14 protein-coding genes are annotated in these 21,104 nt (G+C 46.1%); 1 reads left to right on the forward strand and 13 read right to left on the reverse strand.

Annotation, left to right across the window (positions count from 1 at the left end; genetic code table 11):
- Position 1: 1 nt before the first annotated feature.
- The 13 genes from AC5162_RS04025 to recX form a co-directional block, all read right to left on the reverse strand.
- A complete protein-coding gene (locus tag AC5162_RS04025) occupies positions 2-394 on the reverse strand; it encodes a hypothetical protein (protein ID WP_496533967.1) in 393 nt (130 codons plus the stop codon).
- A gap of 237 nt (positions 395-631) precedes the next feature.
- A complete protein-coding gene (locus tag AC5162_RS04030) occupies positions 632-2,770 on the reverse strand; it encodes an LTA synthase family protein (RefSeq protein WP_496533968.1) in 2,139 nt (712 codons plus the stop codon).
- Positions 2,771-2,886: 116 nt separating this feature from the next.
- Positions 2,887-4,914, reverse strand: coding sequence for a hypothetical protein (locus AC5162_RS04035; protein ID WP_496533969.1), 2,028 nt, complete (start codon positions 4,912-4,914; stop codon positions 2,887-2,889).
- A gap of 136 nt (positions 4,915-5,050) precedes the next feature.
- Positions 5,051-6,424, reverse strand: coding sequence for a magnesium transporter (gene mgtE / locus AC5162_RS04040; RefSeq protein WP_496533970.1), 1,374 nt, complete (start codon positions 6,422-6,424; stop codon positions 5,051-5,053).
- 57 nt (positions 6,425-6,481) lie between these two features.
- Positions 6,482-7,387 (reverse strand): RluA family pseudouridine synthase, encoded by a 906-nt coding sequence (locus AC5162_RS04045; protein ID WP_496533971.1) that lies wholly within the window; start codon positions 7,385-7,387, stop codon positions 6,482-6,484.
- 201 nt (positions 7,388-7,588) lie between these two features.
- Positions 7,589-8,398: an NAD kinase gene (locus AC5162_RS04050; protein ID WP_496533972.1), complete on the reverse strand. Its 810-nt coding sequence runs from the start codon at positions 8,396-8,398 to the stop codon at positions 7,589-7,591.
- Positions 8,399-8,465: 67 nt separating this feature from the next.
- Positions 8,466-9,041, reverse strand: a complete 576-nt coding sequence (locus tag AC5162_RS04055) for a GTP pyrophosphokinase (RefSeq protein ID WP_496533973.1) — start codon at positions 9,039-9,041, stop codon at positions 8,466-8,468.
- Between the two features lie 149 nt (positions 9,042-9,190).
- Entirely contained in the window at positions 9,191-10,174 is a 984-nt protein-coding gene (locus AC5162_RS04060; RefSeq protein ID WP_496533974.1) for an ROK family glucokinase, read from the reverse strand.
- Positions 10,175-10,362: 188 nt separating this feature from the next.
- Positions 10,363-10,602, reverse strand: a complete 240-nt coding sequence (locus tag AC5162_RS04065; protein WP_496533975.1) for a YqgQ family protein — start codon at positions 10,600-10,602, stop codon at positions 10,363-10,365.
- Between the two features lie 166 nt (positions 10,603-10,768).
- Positions 10,769-14,728: a helicase-exonuclease AddAB subunit AddA gene (gene addA / locus AC5162_RS04070; RefSeq protein ID WP_496533976.1), complete on the reverse strand. Its 3,960-nt coding sequence runs from the start codon at positions 14,726-14,728 to the stop codon at positions 10,769-10,771.
- Positions 14,728-18,276, reverse strand: coding sequence for a PD-(D/E)XK nuclease family protein (locus AC5162_RS04075; protein ID WP_496533977.1), 3,549 nt, complete (start codon positions 18,274-18,276; stop codon positions 14,728-14,730). The genes addA and AC5162_RS04075 overlap by 1 nt, the downstream gene beginning before the upstream one ends.
- Positions 18,277-18,404: 128 nt before the next feature.
- The gene (gene ntdP, locus AC5162_RS04080) at positions 18,405-18,974 is read right to left on the reverse strand and encodes a nucleoside tri-diphosphate phosphatase (protein WP_496533978.1); all 570 of its coding nucleotides are present in this window, start codon (positions 18,972-18,974) and stop codon (positions 18,405-18,407) included.
- A gap of 141 nt (positions 18,975-19,115) precedes the next feature.
- A complete protein-coding gene (recX, locus tag AC5162_RS04085) occupies positions 19,116-19,916 on the reverse strand; it encodes a recombination regulator RecX (protein WP_496533979.1) in 801 nt (266 codons plus the stop codon).
- Between the two features lie 121 nt (positions 19,917-20,037).
- Between recX and AC5162_RS04090 the strand changes: the two genes are divergently transcribed.
- The gene (locus AC5162_RS04090; protein WP_496533980.1) at positions 20,038-20,997 is read left to right on the forward strand and encodes a Dyp-type peroxidase; all 960 of its coding nucleotides are present in this window, start codon (positions 20,038-20,040) and stop codon (positions 20,995-20,997) included.
- The last annotated feature ends 107 nt before the right edge of the window (positions 20,998-21,104 follow it).

The raw sequence follows: 21,104 nt of genomic DNA on the forward strand, positions 1-21,104 counted from the left end.
CCTATGAATGATAATTTGCTTTTGCGTAATTAACAGGGGATATTCCTTGTTGTGAAGCTTCTGTAATGATTTTTTGAATATCACTTGGTGCCCACTCGTTAGCAGGCAAACCAGCTTGCTCTAACTCGTTAGTAACCATTGTAATATCATCTGAGGTTACGGACTGGCCACTAACAGTTTTGTTTGGGTCGTAACTTGCAGAGTTCTTTGAATTAACACCACTAACACTTGAAACAGATGCAATATAAGCACTAGAACCAGTATTAGCCGCGTTTGTAGAAGACGCCCCTGTAGAAGACGTGCTAGTTGAGGTTAACTTCCTTGATGTCGAATTCGAAGAATCATTATGGACAATCAAATAGTACCCACCAACTGCAACAATAGCAACTAGCAACGTCCCAAGCAATATTCCTATTTTTTTCATATTTATTTCTCCCTGGTTACTATGAATAATCAGATTGTTATTTACAATTTGTGCTCCAACTATCTATTGTACAAGATTTCATATAGATTACCACATTTAAAAGACATCTTAATACTTTTTTTGACTTTATTAAATTATGTTCGTTATAAAAAAGAAACACTTGTTCAAAAATATGAACAAGTGTTTCTAAATTAGCTTTATTAAAGATTACTTAAACAAATTCTTATACTTATACGTACTCATTTCCGGTGCATCCGTAATATATTCTGAATAGGTACTTTTTCCACCATTTTCAGCATACAAAGAAGTAGACCCCTTTTCCGTCGAAGACTTCTTCAACCGACTAACAGTGCTCTTAACCGAATAGTTATAAGACTTAGCCTTAATCTTTTCAAAATCGGTTGGATAGTAAAACCGCAACAGGTTCCGCTCATTCAGTTTATCAGAAACACCTAATTTCTTTTCAGCCTTCTTTTCGTCAGCCTTAACTTGCTTCTTTTGAGTTGCCGAAAGCTTTGTTATTTCTTTACCATTCTTCACATTCCAAATCTTTTTAGAAATCGAAGACAGTGTTGGCGTCACCCAATCCCCATTTCGCATCACCACTAATTGTGAACGAGTTGGAGATAACAAATCTTGTCCCAATTGAAGATAACGGTTGGTTGAAATTCCAAGCAAGTGCTCAATTGTTGGTGCAATATCAATTTCACCACCATAGGTATGGTTAATCCCGCCATTGGTCATGCCAGGAATATGGATTATAAATGGTACCTTTTGCAGGTTTTGAGTATCCAAATCCGTCCATGAACCCTTCTTATTAGTGGCCTTGGCCAGAGCTTGGTATTCAGTACTGGTAATACCATAATGGTCGCCATACAAGACCACCATTGTATTATCATACAATCCGGACTTCTTTAGGTAAGTAAAGAACTCCTTGACCGCTTCATCCAAGTAATGATTGGTAATAAAGTAATTATCAACTACTTGACTACCAGAATTACTGGTCTTAAAGCTTGAGTCTTGGTCTTCTTTAGCCAGCGTATAAGGAACGTGGTTAGTAACTGTCAAATACTTAACATAGAATGGTTGCTGCAACCGTTCCAAATATGGGATTGACTGCTTAAAGAGTAACTTATCCTTCAAACCATAGGTAGCAACATTATTCTTAGAATTATCAAAATAATCAGAAGAAATGAAGTTTTGATAGCCCATGTTTTTATAAACATTATTACGGTTATAAAAAAGTGGGTTATTGGCATGAAAGACCGCTGAGGAATACCCTGCCCGTTGGTTCAAAATGGCAGGCAAGGCTTGGAAGACCTGGCTTGACCCCAATTGGGTAAAGAGTGATCCCTGTGACAAACCAAAGGTTGAAGTATCAAATAAGTTTTCAGCATCAGAAGTCCGGCCTTGACCAACCTCATTATATAAGTTATCAAAAGAAATCGAACTATTACTGTGGTAAAGGGAATTTAAGAACGGCGTTACTTCTTGTCCATTAATCTTCAAATCAATCGAAGATAACTGGAACGATTCAAGGTGAATTACGATGACGTTCTTCCCCTTCGCCTTACCATAATAAGACATGTTCAAACCGGTCTGATTATCCTTAACATATTGTTCAACGCCATTAAGATCTTTGGAGCTAGCATGGCGGCGTTTTTCATTCAACTGATGAGAGTTATAGGCATCAACGCCTAAAAATGGGAAAAGTCCAATATTACGAACAACATACTCGCGGTTAAAGGAACGACCATATGACTTAGGACGGTGAATAAATGAAATAGAAAAACTCAAAAGAAATAATCCAAGGCCCACAACCATCCATTTAGTAATACTTGGCCACTTTACTTGGAATTCTTCATTATGACGAGTAAGCCAAATACCAACCACTAAAGTAAAAAAATCAAAGAAATAAACAACATCATGGTGGTTAAAAACAATTGCTTGGGCCAGTTCACCCTGTTGACCACCAGCAGAAGAATATAAAATTGTATTAATCGTCAAAAAATCAGAAAAACTACGGTAATACAAAATAAAGGCATACAAAAAGAATGATAGTACCAATTGGCATGCTATTAACGTTCCATAAAAAAGTTTTCTTCTTTTTACAAATAATGGAATTGCAAAGAAAATCATCAAAAAGCTTAATGGTGTGACCAACAAGATTAAGTATTGAAGAATGTTATCTGTGTGTAAAGCATTAAATTCTTTCCAATAGGCCACATCTGTCTTCAGCCAAAATAAAATTACAGTTAGGGCATATAACTGTAATTTTTGGTTTCCTTGTCGAATACGAACCAAGGAATTTGTATAAAAGTTTGTTAATTGTTTCCGAATGTCCATTATTTAATAATATAATAGTCGACATAGATTATCAATCGCTCTATCACGCTTTTTAATAGACTTTTATAATAAAAAATCCAACTATTTCCATAGTTGAATTTTCATCTTAATAATTTTTAATTACTTTGTGGAATACCTAAACTATAATTCCAAGTTTGAACAGGTGTTTTATCATAAATATCCATCTCATATGGCAAATAATATTGCTGACCATTATCGATGACTGCTGAGCCATGGAACAACGTTTTGAACAAGCTAATCTGTTGGTACATTCCAACAGTTATCGGCTCATCGCCAGTATTTTCCAAAGTCACTTTAACTTTACCGGCCTTAAGATGATTTTGGTAAATGTACTGACCATTTTGAGCAATAAATTCATCACGACCATTTAACAGAACTTTCAAATTCGAACTAGGTTGGATATTCACTTTCAATATATCAATATCTTGTGGAACTGGCAAAGTAAAACTTACCTTTTTCTCTATAGAAATCGATCCCTGAATATTAATGCGAACAGGGTATTCCATATTACCAAAAGCAGTACTCATGATTTGACGACTACCTTGCAACACCAATGACAACACGATAACCGTTAGTACACCAAGGCCAATTAAATGTGACGTATTTTTAAAGACACCAAGGAACTCCAAAATTTTATTTTGCAATGTAACCTTAAAATCGACAGCGCTCAAAATAATTAACGGATAAAGCAACGGCAAGAAGTACCGTGGTTCCACTTCCCATAACACGGTATGAAAGAATGTTAAAGCAATGCTTGCCACCAATATAATTAGAAAGAATATTTTTTGACCTTCGTTAAATGAATTATCAAAATCCCTAATTTTAAAAAGCAAATTCAACATGGCCAACCCCAAAACCGTTGTAGCCATAATACTCAATAAAGTGTTCAACATTGATTGGTGTTTCAGATAGAAACTTGGTGCTTTTTCATAACCTGACATATACCGGCCATAGCCAAAAAGTGGTGTACCTAAAAGCATTTGGGCCTTTGCCAAAAATAAATTAAAAAGCCCTCCAGTTCCAAGTGTTTTGATCCGGTATTTAATTGATTCTTTAATCAACCCAGGATTATTATCAATAACACTTTGGCGAGCATTATTATCATCATTCAAATTATAAGAACCACTTCCCTCAGAATAGAAGGTACCATTACCATTGATAGGGTCCAATCCCATATTAACCCATTGTGTAACGGGTAAAGCCATTGTTTTCATTTGTTTCGTGTCAAAACTATGCTTCTGAGTAAAATGATTCAAATTCATCGTTGAAAAGGCCACGCCAAGTATTAAAGCGACCGCAACTAATACTAACTTTTTAGTGTTTTTATATTTCCAAACTGCCGACACAACAGCCACAAGCATCACTGCTGGTAACAAAATGACCATATTAGCCTTAACCGTATACAAAAGGCTAAAAGTGAATAAAAGTATTAGCAGAGCAATTGCATTTAACCAACGTTTACTCGACGTAATAATTATTGCAACAAGGTACAGACAGGTTGACATCAAAAACATTGACACCGTATCTGTATAAACAACCATATCTGGATAAAGATACATCACCGGATAACTCATTAGAATCGTTGCGGTAATTAATAATGACTTATTTGTCCGATTTAACTGCCAAACCGTCAACAACGAAAATAATGAAACACCCGCTAACATCAAAAACATAAATACTCTTAAGGTTAGTTGAATTGAAAGTCCTAATTGAATTCCAATCCACATAACTTTGCTCAACAAAATAGTAAAAAACACTACCTGTGGATAAACATAAAAATACTCTTCACCAACTGTATGCCAATTATAATTTCCATGCAGCAATTCCGTCGCTTTTATTTGAACATTCAGTGGGTCCGACACATCGTTAATTTGAAAATTCAAAGCGACATAAAGTAATAAAGAGATATTGATAGCAATGAAAACTACCGTAAAAAACAATTGAATCCTTTTATCTTTAAGAAATTGGAACCCTATTCCTCTCCAATTTTTTAGGAAATATACGAATACCATCAACAATAAAATCACAATCGTATTTGTTAATTTTTGGCTCATTAGCTGGGATAAAATAAAAACAATCAAAAAAGCCGAAAAAATAAATTGAAAAGTTCGTTTTAAAAACATGTATATCTTCTCTCCTAAAATAAGGTATACAACCATTATTAAAAATACAAAATAAGTAATATTATATCAAATTAATTATAGGTTATTTGTAAGCAATAAAAAAAGCACCCTAACAAGAGTGCTTTCTAAACTAAATCTATTTCCCCACAATCATATCCAACATCCCCGTCGCCACCGTCAGGTAAACCAAGAGAGATATCCAGTCACAGATGGTCGTGACCAGTGGGCTATTAATAACGGCTGGATCAACCTGGAACTTGGCCAGGGCAACCGGCACTAGGTTTGCTAGGCTAGAAGCCAAAACAATTGCCAGAGCAACTGATATGGCCAAAACCAAGGATAAGTCCTGGCTCCCCAGCCAGACCCAGCTAACCCCACCAAGGATCAGGCCAGCTACCAAGGCCAGCACACAGGCGGACAAAACCGCTGAAGTGAAGTTCTTCAAGACTGTTTTTTCAGACCCAGCGCCGACCTGGCGGACAGCCAGGGCGAGCGACTGAGTGGCGGCGTTCCCGGCAGTGCCGGCCACCACCGTGATAAAGGCCGCCAAGACTGGGGCCTCGCGGATGGTATGTTCGAAGGCCATTACTAAGGCGGCAGTGGTCAAGCCCAGAACTAGCAAGGTGACCAACCACGGCACCCGCTTCAAAGCGGAATGCCAGGCCGAATCATCGGTTTCCGAAACATCCACGGCGGCCAGGCCGGAATAATCTTCCACCGCTTCCTCATCAATCACATCAACAATGTCATCGACGGTGATAATCCCAAGCAGGTGTCGGTCCTTCACGTTATCAATCACTGGAATCGAATAGAAGTTGTAATCGGCGACGACCTGGGCGACCTGTTCCTGGTCATCGGCGGAATTAACCGAAATCACCCGGGTATTGGTAATTGAATCAATCGCCATCTCATCCGGGTGGGTCAATAGGTCACGCAGGGAAACAATGCCGACCAAGCGGTGAGCCTCATCGACGACGTAGACATAGATAATTGACTCGGCTTCTTCGGCCTGCTTTTTGACCTGAGCCAAAACGTCTTTAACCTTTTCACCGGCAGTGACAGCCAAGTACTCAGTTGCCATCAAAGCCCCGGCGGTCTCATCCCCATACTGGGTCAACTTTTTAATTTCACCAGCATGGTCATCGGGCAGGAGTTCCAGGTACTGGTCGGCCTGGTCCTTGGTCATCGCCTGGAACAGGTCGGTTTCGTTATCGGCAAACATCTCCTCTAAGACATCAGCCCCCTTTTGGGTTGGCAGTTCTTGGAGTAAGTCGACCTGGTCTTCTTCTTCGATTTCCAGGTTGTCAAAGACCGTGGCTAAGGTTTCGTCATCCATCACCCGCCAGGCAACCTCGCGGATATGGACGGGCAATTCGGCGTAGACCTGGCCCATTTCAAAGTCGTGCAAGGCCGTAAAGGCCGACATGAACTCGTCGTCTTGGCCGTTTTCTAACAGGTCGGTCAATGATTGGACGGCCTGGTTAATTTGCTGTTCATGGTCTAATTCCATGGTTCTTCCTTTCAAATCAAGTTTGGATTTGGCACCTAAGTCGTAAAACGACAAGACCTAATCCTCAATCTCCTTCAAAGCCTGCAAGTCTTCTGGCAAATCCGTCTGCAAGTGGCGGTAATCTTCAATAAAGGGGTCGTAGAAGGTCATCTGGTAGGCATGCAAGGCCTGGCGCTTCAGACTGTACCAGAGTGGTCCACCATAGAGGTCATCCCCCACCAACGGAAAGCCAATGTGAGCAAAATGAACTCGGATTTGATGGGTCCGGCCGGTGTGAAGCTGGACCTTGACCCGGGTCATTGGCTGGTCAGCGTTATTGGTGTACCGGTGTTCGACCCAGTATTCGGTCTTGGATGGCTTACCATCTGGTGTGACCGTCCGCTTGATAAAGTCTCCTTCCAAGCGGCCAATTGGCTCTTCGATCATCCCGTGGTCGTCTGGCAAGTGGCCCGACACATAGGCAGTATAGAACTTTTCAACCGAGTGGTCTTGAAGCTGCTGGTCCAAAACGGCATGGGCGAAGCGGTGCTTAGCCAGCAAGACAATCCCGGACGTATCGCGGTCCAACCGTGTTACTACGTGAGGGACCAAGTCCTCGGCCTCTTGGTCAATCAAGTGACCTTTAACCCGGTTCACCAGGGTATGTAAGCGGTCAGCATGACCCGGGACGGTCGTAACCCCATAGGGCTTATCTACTGCCAAAAAGTGGTCGTCTTCATAAATAATATCAAGTGGGGTAAAGTCAGGGGTGACCAAGTCATTGCCCTCTTCAACCGGCATAATAATCGTGACCACGTCGCCAGCTTTAACGTAATCAGAAGTATAAACCTGGTGGTCGTTCACTAAGATTGCCCCACCATTATGCTTCATCTGGGAAAACATCCGGTGCGAAACACCGTGTCCCTGCAGGAAGGTCCGGACCTTGCGGTCTTCGTCCCCCTCGTATGTCCATGAAAATTTCATTAATATCTTGGCTAGTGGCCCTTAGCCTTCACCTAGGCGCTGCTTCAATCAGGCCCCTTTGGCAAATGCAAGCCCACCAGTCTTCCCTTCTACTTGTTCAAATTCGATCGTTTTACTTTAAAAATCAGCGTCCGCCGGTGACAGCCAGCGGTACGGGACTGAGGTCTGACCAGGTCAGCCACCAGTCCTCAGGGCCAAGCCCTAGTCATCCCGCTTTTCACCCGTTTCTGAAATAAAGGCCTGTTGGACCCGGGTCCAAAAATCAACGTGGCGGTAAGAATCGAAGTGGACTTCTTTCTTGGCCACCTCAAATTCAACCTCAACCACGTCTTCAGCCAGGATTTCCAGTTGGTCGCAGGTCATCAAGAATGAATCCCGCTTGGGCTTGACCGTGATTTTTTCACCGGCCGGCACAATCAACGGTGACCCCAGAGTCCGGAAGACCCGGTTGTTAATCGAAGCAATCTCTGACATCTGAATCGCCTTCAAAGATGGGTGTAAGACTGCTCCGCCATTGGCCTTGTTATAGGCAGTTGACCCGGTTGGGGTCGAAATGGCAACCCCATCGCCCCGGAACCCTTCAAAGAGGTGGTCACCGAGGTAGATGTCGGCCACCAGAGTTCCCACCGGCTGCTTAATCGTCGCTTCGTTTAAGGCCAGGTACTCCTTGCGAGTTCCATCCTTGGCCACCGTCGTAAACTTTAACAGCGGGTAAGAGACGGTTTGGCCAGACCCCTTGCAGAGACTATCAACCAGGTCGTCAACTTCGGAACCCAGCCAGTCGGTATAAAAGCCTAAGTGGCCAGTGTGAAGTCCGATAAACCGCCGGTCGTCTTTGCCCTCAATATAGTGGTGGAAGGCCCCCAGTAAGGTTCCATCCCCACCGACCGAAATCACGAGGTCCGGATTAATTTGGTCGATTTCAAAGCCCTTTTGGGCCAACTTTTCTTCTAATTGGGCCACAATCGCAAGCGATTGGTCCTGGTCATTGTGGTATAAAGCGACTTTCATTAAAGAATAAAACTCCCTTGTCCTTTGTAAGAAAAGCCGGGCACAAACCCGGCTTCGTCAATATCTTTTAATCTTGGGCCTTAATCTCAGCCACCCGCTGTTCGAGCGAGAAGGTTTGCTCTGAGATTTCGGTTAACTCTGCAGCCATTTCTGCTGAAATTTCGCCGTGCTTATAGCGTAAGTCGTGCTCAATCGTTGACCAGAAGTTCATGGCTAAGGTCCGGATTTGGATTTCGGCCAAGACCTTGTGCTCACCTTCCAGCATCTGAACCGGGTATTCAATCACCATGTGGTATGACCGGTAACCGGAAGGCTTGGCGTTCATCACATAGTCCCGTTCTTCGACAATTGTAAAGTCGGTCCGCTTCCGCAATAACTCGACCACCTTGTAAATATCGTCGATATACTTGGTCATGATTCGTAGACCAGCAATGTCTTGCAAATCAAGGGCCAACCGGTCTTCGTGGAGGTGGCGGCGGACAATCTTTTCTTCAATTGAAGCCTGGGACTTCACCCGGCTGGTCACATATTCAACTGGGCTGGGCTTGCCAGACTGTGAATAGTGGCTACTTAAGTGGTCTAACTTAACTTGTAGCTCTGCGACGGCTTGGGTATAAGGCTTAAAAAAGCTTTCCCATTCCATGACGGACTCCCCCTTTAATGTTGGTCAAAAATGACCAAAGTTCTCTTTTATTTTACCATAATTTCAACCATGTCCTAGCAAATTCGACGAAAAAACAACCGGACAATTTTTGCCCGGTTGTTAATTAATTTGCTAAATTTTAAAATGAATTACTTCTTCATTTCGGCCAATTCGCCCTTCTTAGCCAATGAAGCGGCACCAATAACACCGGCATCATTACCAAGTTCTGCCAACTTCACCACAGTTGAAGTCCGAACAGTTGGGAAGGCGAATTCGTTCCAGTTCTTTTCCACGCGTTGGCGCAAGAATTCACCGGCAGCGGCCACCCCACCACCGATAACGATGGCTGATGGGTTTAAGATATTTGAAATTGAAGCAGCGGCGTAACCCAAGTAGTAAGCTAACTTGTCAACAGTTTCGTTGGCCAAGTAGTCACCATCTTTGGCAAGGTCGAAGATCAACTTTGAAGTCACTTCTTCGCCGTTAGCAATCATCTTCTTCAACCGTGATTCACCGACGTATTGTTCAGCGAAGTCTTGGGCCAAGTGGACCACCCCAGTAGCGGAAGCGTATTGTTCCAAGCAACCATGGTTCCCACAAGTACACAAGTAACCGTTTGGTTCCACAATCATGTGGCCGACTTCACCACCGGCACCAGCGATTCCGTGGATCAATTCGTGGTTGGCAACCAAGCCGCCACCAACACCAGTTCCCAAAGTGATGAAGGAAACGTCGGCATCGTTGTTACCGGCTCCCTTCCAAGCTTCACCCAAGGCAGCCACGTTGGCATCGTTATCAATCGTCAAAGGAAAGCCAGTTCCCTGTTCGATTGGTTCCTTAACAGCCACTTCATTGGCCCAACCGAGGTTGTAAGCCCCCTTAACAGTGCCGGCCGCGCGGTCAACTGTTCCAGGAGTACCCATTCCAATTCCGATTACCCGTTCTGGGTCTAATTGGTACAAGTGCAAGTGGTGGTTGATTGATTCGATGATGTCAGGAACAATATGGCTCCCGTCTTCCAACACGTTGGTCTGGATTGACCACTTTTGTTGGACTTCACCTTCATCAGTTAAGATTGCAAACTTGATGGTCGTTCCACCAAGGTCAACACCGATTAATTTATCTTTTGCCATATTGATTTGGTCCCTTCCGCATCCTTGGAAGAAAACCTTCCTCCTGTGTCTTAGATTACACTGTTATTTTAACAAAGTCTTGCACCGTTATGCAAGCGTTTACAAAAAATCAGCGAAATTCTTTTCATCCCCTGTCACACCAGGGTTTGTGCCTAATTTTACAAATACTACTTACAAATAAAATTAAACTAAGCTTGTGAATTCTGCAGTCCCTGACCACTAAAGTCACCGGTTAACTTGGCCTCATCTTCATGTTCCTTGGCCAAGATGGTTTTCATTGTTTTATAGTCTGCGTCTGACAAGACCTTGGCCTCATAAAGGTTATCAACCTCTAAGGCCGCCATTTCAATATCCCAAAGGCGTTTGCCAACATGGATAAAGACGTCATAGGTCTTTAAATACTGTAAAACATCGTAAAAGTTTTTCACTGTCAGTCTCCTTGCAAGTTGGGGTGAGGAAATGACCCGGTTAGGCCTGGCAAATTAACCAAGCACAATCTGAGTAAGACTCGTCCGCCCCGCTTGCCGCCATTATACGCCTGTTTTCTAGCAAGTAAAAGCGGCAATGACAACAAAGTTGACGGATAAAAACGGATTAATAACCAGTCACCTTGTCCATGTCAACGCCCTTTTGTTCATCAATTTCCAAAAGCCACTGACCAGATAACAAGACCAACTGGCCGTATTTGACGGTATAGTCTGGGTATTCTTGGTGGAGGGCCGTTTGGTACAAGCGGACCTGGCCGGCATAGCGCTTCTTTAATTTCGCCAACGTCTCCTTCAACCGTGGGCCTTGATTACGGGGGGCATAGTCGGTCTTGTAGTCAAAGAGGGTTAATTCTTTGGCGACATCATCAACGAAGTACCCGTCAATAATCCCGTGAATCAAAATGGGGGCGTTATCGTTTAAGTCCGGATAGACCTGGTTGGCAGGCACCAGCATAGCAAAGGTCGCCTCCCGGTGGAGGGTCTGGTTATGCCTGGCAATCTCTTGGGCAAAGTCAGACTGTAAGAAGGCCAAGACCTGGTCCAAATCAACCAAGTTAGCCACTTCCGGCAAAACCTTCCCCTGGTCAACCAAGTCGTCCAAGAGTTGCTGCAGGCTTTCAGCGGTTTGCAACTTAGTAAAGTCAACGAGTTGCATGACCAAGTGAGTTGCCGTTCCAACCGCTGTTGGGGCCGGCTTGGCCTGGTTATCCTCGGTAAAGGCTGGCATTGGCAGTTCATCAGTTGTCAAAACGTAGGCATTTTCATCTAGAACCTGACCAGTCGTATCACTGGCTTGATTGGTTGACTGACCTGATTGTCTTTCAGCCTGCTCACCCTGGGTGGTTTGCTGGTTATCACCGCCTTCTGGTCCTTGGTCAACCTTAGTTGCCCGCCCCTCATCATCCAAGACCAAGGCCGCTAACTGACTTTGGTCAGGGTCTTCAAAGAGGTGCTTAATTTCAGAAACCGACTGGTAGGCGGCCGTCTTGGTAGCCTGAGTACTTGGGTACTGGTAGGCCAGCTTTTGACCAACTAAGTCACCATCGACTTGGGCTGGTGCTGGCTTAACTGGGCCACGGAGTATCTCAGCATCGATGACGTTTTCCTGCCCACTAGCCGGTTGGTAATCAATCAAGCTTTCTGGGATAGGCAAAGTTTCTTCTTCCGGTACCACCTTCACCGTAATCTGGCTTTCTTTGGGTGTCTGTTCTGATGGAACCCGTGGCACATCGACATCTCCCAACCAGTCCGTTAAGACTGGCAGGTGCAAGCGAGCAAAGGCCATCACGACCCAGTCCAAGTAAGTTTTGGCCCGCAACCGCAGTTGCTGGTCTAAGAACTGGCCGGAAGTCTTCCGACTCAACTGGTAAAAGTCCTTCAAAGAAGTTTCCTTGTCGGTTTGATTTGGCACGGTGGCCAGCAGGTAGAGCTGCTGCTTGGCCCGGGTCAAGGCGACATACAAGAGCCGCATTTCTTCCGACCAGTTTTGCTTTTTAACTGCTTGCTTAACGATGTACTTGTCAAAGGTTGGCATTTTAACCTGGGCGTGGGGCTCTAAGTAATCAATCCCGACCCCAGCATCCTTTTGGACGACCATCGCTCCATTCATATCGGCTGAGTTGAACTCTTTGTCGATTTCAGCCAAGAAAACAATTGGGAATTCCAGCCCCTTCGACCCGTGGATCGTCATCATCGTCACGGCTTCTTCGGCTGATTCTTGGGGAACTTCACCAATTTTACGGCCGTTATTTTGAACTTCTTCAATATAGCGGACAAAGGCGTATAAGCCAGCCTGACCGTTGTCTTGGACCTCACCCGCCTTTTCGTACAGGGCGTGCAGGTTTGCCTGGCGCTGGGCCCCGGCTGGGAGGCCACCAACATAGTCTAACCAGCCAGTTTCTTGGTAAATTGACAAGACTAAGCCGATTAAGTCATTTTGCCGAGCAAACCGTTGCCACTTTTCAAACAAGGTTAAGACCCGGTTTCCACGGCCATCAGCTTTGGCAAAGGCCTGTAAGGCCGTATAAAAGTCGTGGTCTTGGTCAGCAATTCGGACTTCAGCCAAGAGGTTCTCATCAAATCCAAAGATTGGCGACCGCAAAACCGCTGCTAGCGGGATATCTTGGTGGGGGTTATCGACCACCTTCAATAGGTCTAAGGTCAAATAAACTTCCATCGCCTGGTAGTAGTCCCCGGCCCCGGTTGTTTGGACTGGGATATTGGCCTGGCCCATCAAGCGGACCATTTCAATAAAGCCAGTCTTTGACCGGGTCAAGACTGCCATGTCCGAATACTTAACCGGCCGCATCACTCCGGCCTTTTGGTCATAGACCTGGCCATTTTCGATTAAGTCCTGCATCTTCTGGACTAAGTAGTGGTATTGGCCAGACCGCTTTTCAACTTGTTGGGCCTCGTCTTCGTCACTACCTTCGGCAACTTGATCATTTGCATCGGGCTGCTGGCCACCCTTATCTTTAGCGGCTTTCTCGATAATATCCAATTCGAAAACAGGTGGCACTTGGTCTGGGTAAGAGGCCGCTGCAATCAACTTGGCCGAATCCTGGTAAGGAATATCACCCAAGTCTTGGTCCATCAGCTGGGTAAAGATTTGGTTCACAACGGTTGTCACATTATTTTCTGACCGGAAGTTTTCGGCCAGTTCGATTCGTTCATCGTTATTATCGTCTTTGGCAAAGTCAAAGTATTTACCAGTAAAAAGCGAGGGATCGGCCTGACGGAAGCCATAGATACTCTGCTTCACATCCCCCACCATGTACATATTGTGACCGTTAGACAGCTTCTTCAAGAAAGTTTCTTGCAGGCGGTTCACATCCTGGTACTCATCGACTAGGATTTCTTGGAACTGACTTTGGACCAAGTCACGGACATCTTCGTCTTCTAAGAGTTGCAAGGAGAACTGCTCAGCATCGGCAAAGTCCAGCAGGTTTTCACTCCGTTTTTTCTCGGCAAAGGCTGTCAAGAAGGCCTGGGTGACCTGGGCCAGCGTCTTAAGCATTTTCCGGCTTCGACTATTAACCAGTTGCCACTGGTCTTCTGACATAATAAAGAGTTCTTGGGCAATTTTAGTTAGTAGGCCAACCGACCCTGATTTGGCAAAGTAGTAGTTATAAGTCGCTTTGGCTTCGTCAAAAGCGGTCGCTAAATCAGCGTCGTCCTTAATCTTGCCCCGCTTTTGTTGGGGAAACTTTGGCTCAATCAGGCCCTTGACCAGTTTGGATAAGTCATCGAATTCTAAGCCATTTTCCACAGCGGTGACCGCCCCGGCTAGTGCTTCCTCGGTTTCCAAGAAGAACAAGTGGGTCTTACCGAGCTCTTCGACCCCTTCGATCGTGGTTGCTACCTGGCCAAAGGCTTCTTGGGCCTGGGTCAAAATCGCTAGCAAATTTGGCTTGACCACTGCTTGGAAGTCTTGCCGGTCAGCTAGCGCTGTCTGGCCATCGTCATCTTTGCCGAGACTCTTTAGCCAGTCATTCCCATCCGGCCGGGCCACGACAAAGTCAGCCAACTTCAAGATCTTTTCCACCAAGTCATCATCGTGGTTCGGGTTGGCAAAGTTGTTCACCAGGGCCAAAAAGGCTTGGTGGTCGGGGTGGTCCTGGTCATAATAATCGGCCAAAACACCCTGGACAACTTCTTGCTTGAGCAAAGCCACTTCGGCCTCATCGGCCAAAAGCCGGTAGCTGGGGTCCAAGCCTAGCTTGTAGTAATAGGTTTCAATCAGTTTCAAGGCGAAGGAATCAATTGTGGAAACGTTCGCCACTGGCAGCAAGGCCAACTGTTCGAGTAAGAACCGCTTTTGGGCCCCAGTGGCCTGCTGAATTTGCTCGTTAATCGCTACTTCCAGTCGTTCCTTCATTTCCGCCGCAGCCGCATTGGTAAAGGTCACAATCAAAAACTGGTCAACCCGGGTGCCAGCCAAGATTTTCTGGACCAACCGTTCAATCAACACCGTCGTCTTTCCGGACCCGGCTGAAGCAGCAACCAAGATATTGTGGCCAGCATGGCTAATCGCTTTTTGCTGGTTTTCTGTATAATTTCTTGCCATTAGTCCTGGTCCTCCTTTGTCACTTCAGCTGCCTTGGCCTGGTCTTGGAGTTTCTTTAAGACCTGCTTGCTATTGCCGTCATAAAGCCGGTACTGGTCGCCCAAGGCCTTATCAAAGCGAATCACATCAGTAAAGGCTGAGAACTGCAAGGCGGTTTTGACCGGCTTAATTGGAAAGTGGCCGGCCTTAATTTGCCCAGCAGCTTGTAATAAGAGCTTCTCGTTATGGGCCAGCAACAAGTTAAAGTCAGACTCTGAAACAGTGTCCGAAGTCGCTGCCAACGACCCGTTGGCGTTTTTCTTCAACTGGTAGAACTGGGCACTTTCCTTTTCAGACAAACGCTCAATTTCATCCAAGTAAGCTTCGTCAGCAATCGCCAAGCCCCGGTACTCGAAGTTTTGGTTATCCACCTGACCAGCCAACAAGTCGTCCACATCGCCCTTGAATTTTTCAAAGTCGGTCTTTTGCGGGTTGATTGGGGCAAAGAAGGCCCCGCCCACCTGACTAATGCCAAGCTTGCCAGCATTTTGCTGGGCCGCCTGCCAGTAAGTTAGCAACTGGAGTTGCAAGCCAGCATAGGCATCCGCGACCTTAAAGGTCTTGCCATTGGTCTTGTAATCAACCAAAGTCCCGTACTGGCCGGTTGCATCCTGGCGGTCCAACCGGTCAATCTTTCCGCGGACGGTGACCCTGTCATCCTTGTTTTTGAGGGTAAGAGCGGTCAAACCCTTGGCAGCAAAGCCAAAGGTCTTTTCAACTGCCCCTGGCGCACTTTGGTTAGTAGAGGCAGCCTTTTGCAAGTTCAGTAAGTCGTCTTTGGCCACCTGGCCTAAGTAGTCCGCAACCACCTGGCCATGGCCATCTTCAGCTAATTCGGCAAACTCTGGCCGTTGAACTAGGTTGGCTAACTCTTGGTCAACTAAGCGGTTAATTTGGACGATATCCAAGTCCCTGAGCGACTGGTGATTCTGGATTAAGTCCCCGACCACTTTTTCAAACAAATCGTGGTAGATAATCCCAGTCTTAGCCGCATCTAATTCGGCAGAAGGCCGTTCTTGTAAGGACAAGCCGTACTTCAAGAAGTACTCGTAGGGGTTCTTATAGTAAGTTTCAATCTGCGAAATCGACACCTGGAGTGGCAAATGAAAGAGCTGTCGGGCCAGTTCGGGCTTCACTTCGACTGCCTGGTTTTGGTAGCGACGGCTAGCTAAGACCCGGTCCGTCTGGTCTTTTAGGCCTGCACCAACCAAGGCCTGGTACATTGCCTGGAAGTCAGCACTATTTTGGTCGATTTCACTCATCTTCGCCAATTGTGACAGAGTCGCCTGGGCAGACCCTAGGTAGTTATCAGCCAAGTCGGCCAATGATTCTGGTCGACCCGTCACCTTGGCCACTTCAACGTCAAACCAATTTAGCAACCGGGCGTAATAAGGTGAGATTTCCTGCTGGTTGCCATCATGGTCTAAGAGTGGGTAAGACAGCGTCACTTTATCAGCCCCAGCCTGCAGGGCCCCGTAGAAGACCAAGTTTTCCTCAGCCATTTGTTCACCAGCACTGGGGCGGAGGTACCGCGGCGTTTCCTGGTCCGCCAAGGCTGGTTGGACCAGCAAGCGGTCCTGGTCGGTCAAGACCGTCTTATTCTTGGCCTGGGCCGGCAAGGCCGCCCGTGTTCCACCAATAAAGTAAACATTCTGATAGGACTGGCTTTGGACAATTCCTGCTTCTGAGACCGTCAATTGGTCCAACTGGTTGGGAATTCCGGTAAACTTTCCACCGGCAAAGCCAGCCTGCAAGGCGTTCAAAAAGACCTCTTTGTCAAAGGCCTGGTCCCCAGCCACCTGGACAACCTGGTCCAAAATATTGACAAAGAGTTGCCAAACTTCCATGACCTGCTGGGCTTTGACTAAGTCCCCAACTTCAATCAGTTGGTCCCGCTGTTGCAAGACGGCGGTCGTGACCTTGTATTTGTCAAAGAAGGTCAGTAAGAACCGAGCCCCATCAGTTAGCGTTTGAGCCTTTTCCAAACCGGCTTCTAAGTCAGCCAAGGCCTGGTGGGTAAAGCGCTTAATGGCCGTTAACCGCCGGTTGATTTTGGCATCGTGTTCAAACCGGGGTGATTCCTCATCAGCAGAAATTCCAAACAACTCAAATGAAATTGTATCGTCTTGCCAGACCCGCTTGGATGGGTGGTGACCTGCCAGGTAGTTATCGAGGTAGGCCACTGACTCGAAGTACTCGCTACTATCGACCAAGTCCCCCTCCACTTGTGGTCGCAAAAAGCCGGTCTTCAGGACCGTTAAAATTGTTTGGCTCAAAAAGAGTTGGTTACTAGGGCCAAGGAGTTTGGTCACTAATTCCACCAAGGGGTGGTTGCCCATTTTAATATCGTTATCTAAAAAGTAGGCCAGGTTAAACTGGGCCATCACCACCGGTAAGTGCTTAGAATAAGGACCCAGGTCCCGGGCTAAGACTAAAATATCACGGAGTTTCAAGTCCGGATCTTCCTGTAAGTCCTGGCGAATTCTGCGAGCAACTTCTTCTAGTTCCGTCACCGTGTTTCCAGCAACAAAGGCCTGTAAATTAGGCTTTACAGCTGGTTGGACACTGGGGTCCTGGTAAGAGCCCAGCTTCTCCCAGGCTGGTAGTAAGGCCCCCCGAGTATTTGCTTCGACCTTGACGTCCAAATTTGTTCCATCAACCAAGTCAACCTCGACCCCATGGGCCTGGGCCCACTGGGTCAGGGTCGCCACCGTTTTCAAGGGTTTTTCAAAAACGTCACCTGGTTGGACAGAACCCAGTCGGTCCTTTTGCCCAAGCATAGCCAAGGTCACGTCGGCTTTTTGCACTAATAAGTTCACAACGGCCCATTCACCAGCCGTAAAACCGGTAAAGCCCTCCATGAAAATCACCGTGTCAGTGAGGTCCAAGTCCTGACTTTGACTAGCAAAGAAAGGCAAAGCCTCCTGGGCTAAGATATATTGGTCAGCCAGGGCCTCATTAAAGGCGTCCGCGACAACCGCTAGGTCCCGGAGCTTTTGGCTTAACGTTTTAACTTGTAAGGGGGTGGCAGCTCCCGTTTCAGAAACCTGGTCTAAGATTGACAGCAAGTCCTGAGGCGTAATTTCTGCTCCGCGAAGTTCAGCTAACTGGGTCACCAAGGTCTGGACAAAGCCACGCTTGGCTTGCAGGCGGGCAAAGGTTGGCAAAAGGTCTTCATGGTCCTTTAGGATTTGTGAAACCAAGACAAAGAGACCGGCTTCCCCTAAGACGGGCGGCTGGATTTTTCCTTGGTCCTGTAGCAAACGCCAGGCTAGCCGGGTCAATGAATAAACCTGGATTTTGGACTGGGCGTAGGTATCGCTTTCGCCGAGCCCCTGCATTTGCCGGAGCCGGGCTAAGACATCAACTTCGCCGTCAAACTTGACGTGGTTGGGCACCACGTAAAAGACTTGTTTGGCTGGGTTATCAGCTAAAACCTGCTTAACTCGGTCAAGCAAGACTGCCCGGCTATCAACTTCTCCTGGATTCAAAATAATCGTGGCTGCCATGAAACTCTCCCTTAAATCGAATACCCTTATTATACAAAAAATTACTAATAAAAAAGAAAAGAAGTCCGACCGTAACTTGGCCAAACTTCAAAATAAAAAAGAACCCAGTGATGGGTTCTTTTTTCGTGTCAACGACGATCGTTTGACCGCTGCTGCATCAAATATTGGTAACGGGAATACCAGACATCAATGTACCCCTGTGAAAAGGGTCCCTCTTGGTTGTTGATCCAATCGACCAGGATTTTGACATGAGCCTTTAAAATCTGGTCAGTTTCCTTGGGGTAATGCCATTTTTTACTGTGGGCCGCATACTCGTCAGCATCGAGCAAGTGCTTTTCGCCATCCGGGAAGACCTTCACATCCAAGTCGTAATCAATGTACTTCAAGGCTTCCTTATCAAGGGTGTATGGCGAGGCCAAGTTACAGTAATAAGATATTCCGTTATCGCGGATCATGGCGATAATATTAAACCAGTACTTTTTATGAAAGTACACAATGGCCGGCTCCCTGGTCACCCAGCGCCGACCGTTATCCTCCGTCACTAAAGTATGGTCATTTAACCCAATGATCGCATTTTCACTAGTCTTCAACACCATCGTGTCGCGCCAAGTCCGATGCAACGAGCCATCATGCTTATAGCTTTTGATCGTGATGACATCCCCTTCACGTGGTCCGCGATTTGGCTTATCTACAATCATCACTCGTCCTACTTTTCTGACAAAAAATTCCTTTTCAATTATACCATATTTTAGAATTCTTAGTAAGGAGTGAAAGTGTTTTTCTACTAACAAATCAAAGACTAAAAATACCCGGGCGCTGCCGCACCTGAGCACTTAGCCTTAGTCTTCTAGCAAATGCAATTCGTTTAAGGCCTGGTCAATCACTTCGCCCCGGAAGCCCTTGACATAGAGGCTAGCCTTGACCTTATAGTACCGGTCTTTTGGGGTTAATTTTTGCTGGCGGCGGGCAATTTTTTCCGCCTGGCGGTTCGCATTTTCTTGTTCATCATCCGGATCTTGCTCGATTTGTAAGTCGTTGACTACCTGGGCGGCCAAGTCAAAGGAAAAGCCCTTTTGAGCTAAGGCTTGGGCCACCTTGCGCTGTAAAATCACCGTTGAATCGCGTTTGTGGGTCCGGGCCGCCTTCTCAGCTAGCTTGGTGGCCACTTCTAATTGGCTTTCCTCACTGTAGTCAACCAAGGCCGTTTCAATCACTTCCTCTTTCACCCCCGCCTGCTTTAAGTCTTGGGCAATCCCCCGGGGTCCCTTGGGGTTAAAGACCTGCTTGGTCGCCACATAGTGTTTGGCATAAACGGCATCATTCAAAAGCTCTTGGTCAACTAAGCGGTCAATCACCTGGTCAATGATGGTCGGATCGATTTCTTTTTGAATTAAGCGGTCTTTGACCTGCTTAACCGTCCGCAAGGCAGGCGATAGGTAATTCAAGGCAACCTTTAAGCCCTGGTCAACCAAGTCAGCCTCTTTAATGGCGGCAATCGTCTGGGCGTCTAATTCCCGCCCCTTCATCAAGCCAAACTTAGCTAAAACGTTTTCGGACACGCCAAAGGCAAACTTGCCATCTAATTCCAGATTGTAGCGGCCAGCCCGCTTTTGGGTGGCAATCCGCGTAATTTTTTTCATACCCTTATTTTACGAAGTCAGCTAAGAAATTACTAGGTTGAACTTCTTAAGAAAACAGTCTCATTTTCAATAAAAAGAGTATAATCAAACTAATTTAATAGGAGAAGTGAGGAATTTTTTTATGTCAATCAACCCTAAAGCTGCCCAAGATGTCTGGAAAGACATTGGACAATCTGTCCAATTTACGGTCTTGAAGTTCAAGGACCTGCCCCAGCCTGATTTGAAAGAGGCGATTGAAGACTTTGCCGACCGGTCACAAGCCATTATCCGCTCGTTACGGATTCGCGACGGTCAACCTGATGGGTCCCCATCAACATTAAAAGTAGCAATCGGTTTTTCAAATCATGCTTGGTCACTCTTGTTTCCAAATTCAAAGAAACCGAAAGAATTAGAAGACTTCACCGGTGTTAAAGGCCCCAAGTACGAAATGCCAGCGACCGAAGGCGACCTGTTCTTCCACATCCGGGCCAATAACCAAGCGGTCGTTGTTGAAGCTCAGACTCAGTTTATGAATTTCTTGAAAGATATCACCGAAGTGGTTGATTCAACCCAGGGCTTCCGTTACTTTGAAGGCCGGGCCATCATCGGCTTTATCGATGGGACCGAAGCCCCGGCCCCAGAAGACTCTGCCGACTATGCCATCATTGGCGACGAAGACGAAGACTTTATCAACGGGTCTTACGCCTTTGCCCAAAAGTGGCGACACAACATGGATTTCTGGAACAAGATGAAGACCGAGCACCAAGAAAAGGCCGTTGGCCGTGAAAAGTTCTCTGACCTCGAACTCGAAGACGAGGACAAGTACGAAAACGCCCACAATAAGGCTTCGCAATATAAGAAGGACGGCGAAGAGCAGAAGATTATTCGGATGAACGTCCCCTACTCAGACCCCGCCACCGGCAATACCGGGACTTACTTCATGGGCTATGCCCGCTACTGGAACGTAACCAAGGGCATGTTGCAAAACATGGTCGACCAGTCAGACTTCCTACTAACATTTTCAGAACTTTTATCCGGCCAATTATTCTTTATCCCTTCCCGGGATACCTTGGACCAGATTGCTGATGGTCAATTCGACTAAAATCTAATTAATTAAAAAAGCACCCATTAATGATATGAACCCCAAAATTAGGACATGTCATTGAGCGGCCTTGAGGACTGACACCCGATATTCAATCGGTGTCAGTC

It is taken from the genome of Fructobacillus sp. ChS1-6f1-1-27 (assembly GCF_059579415.1).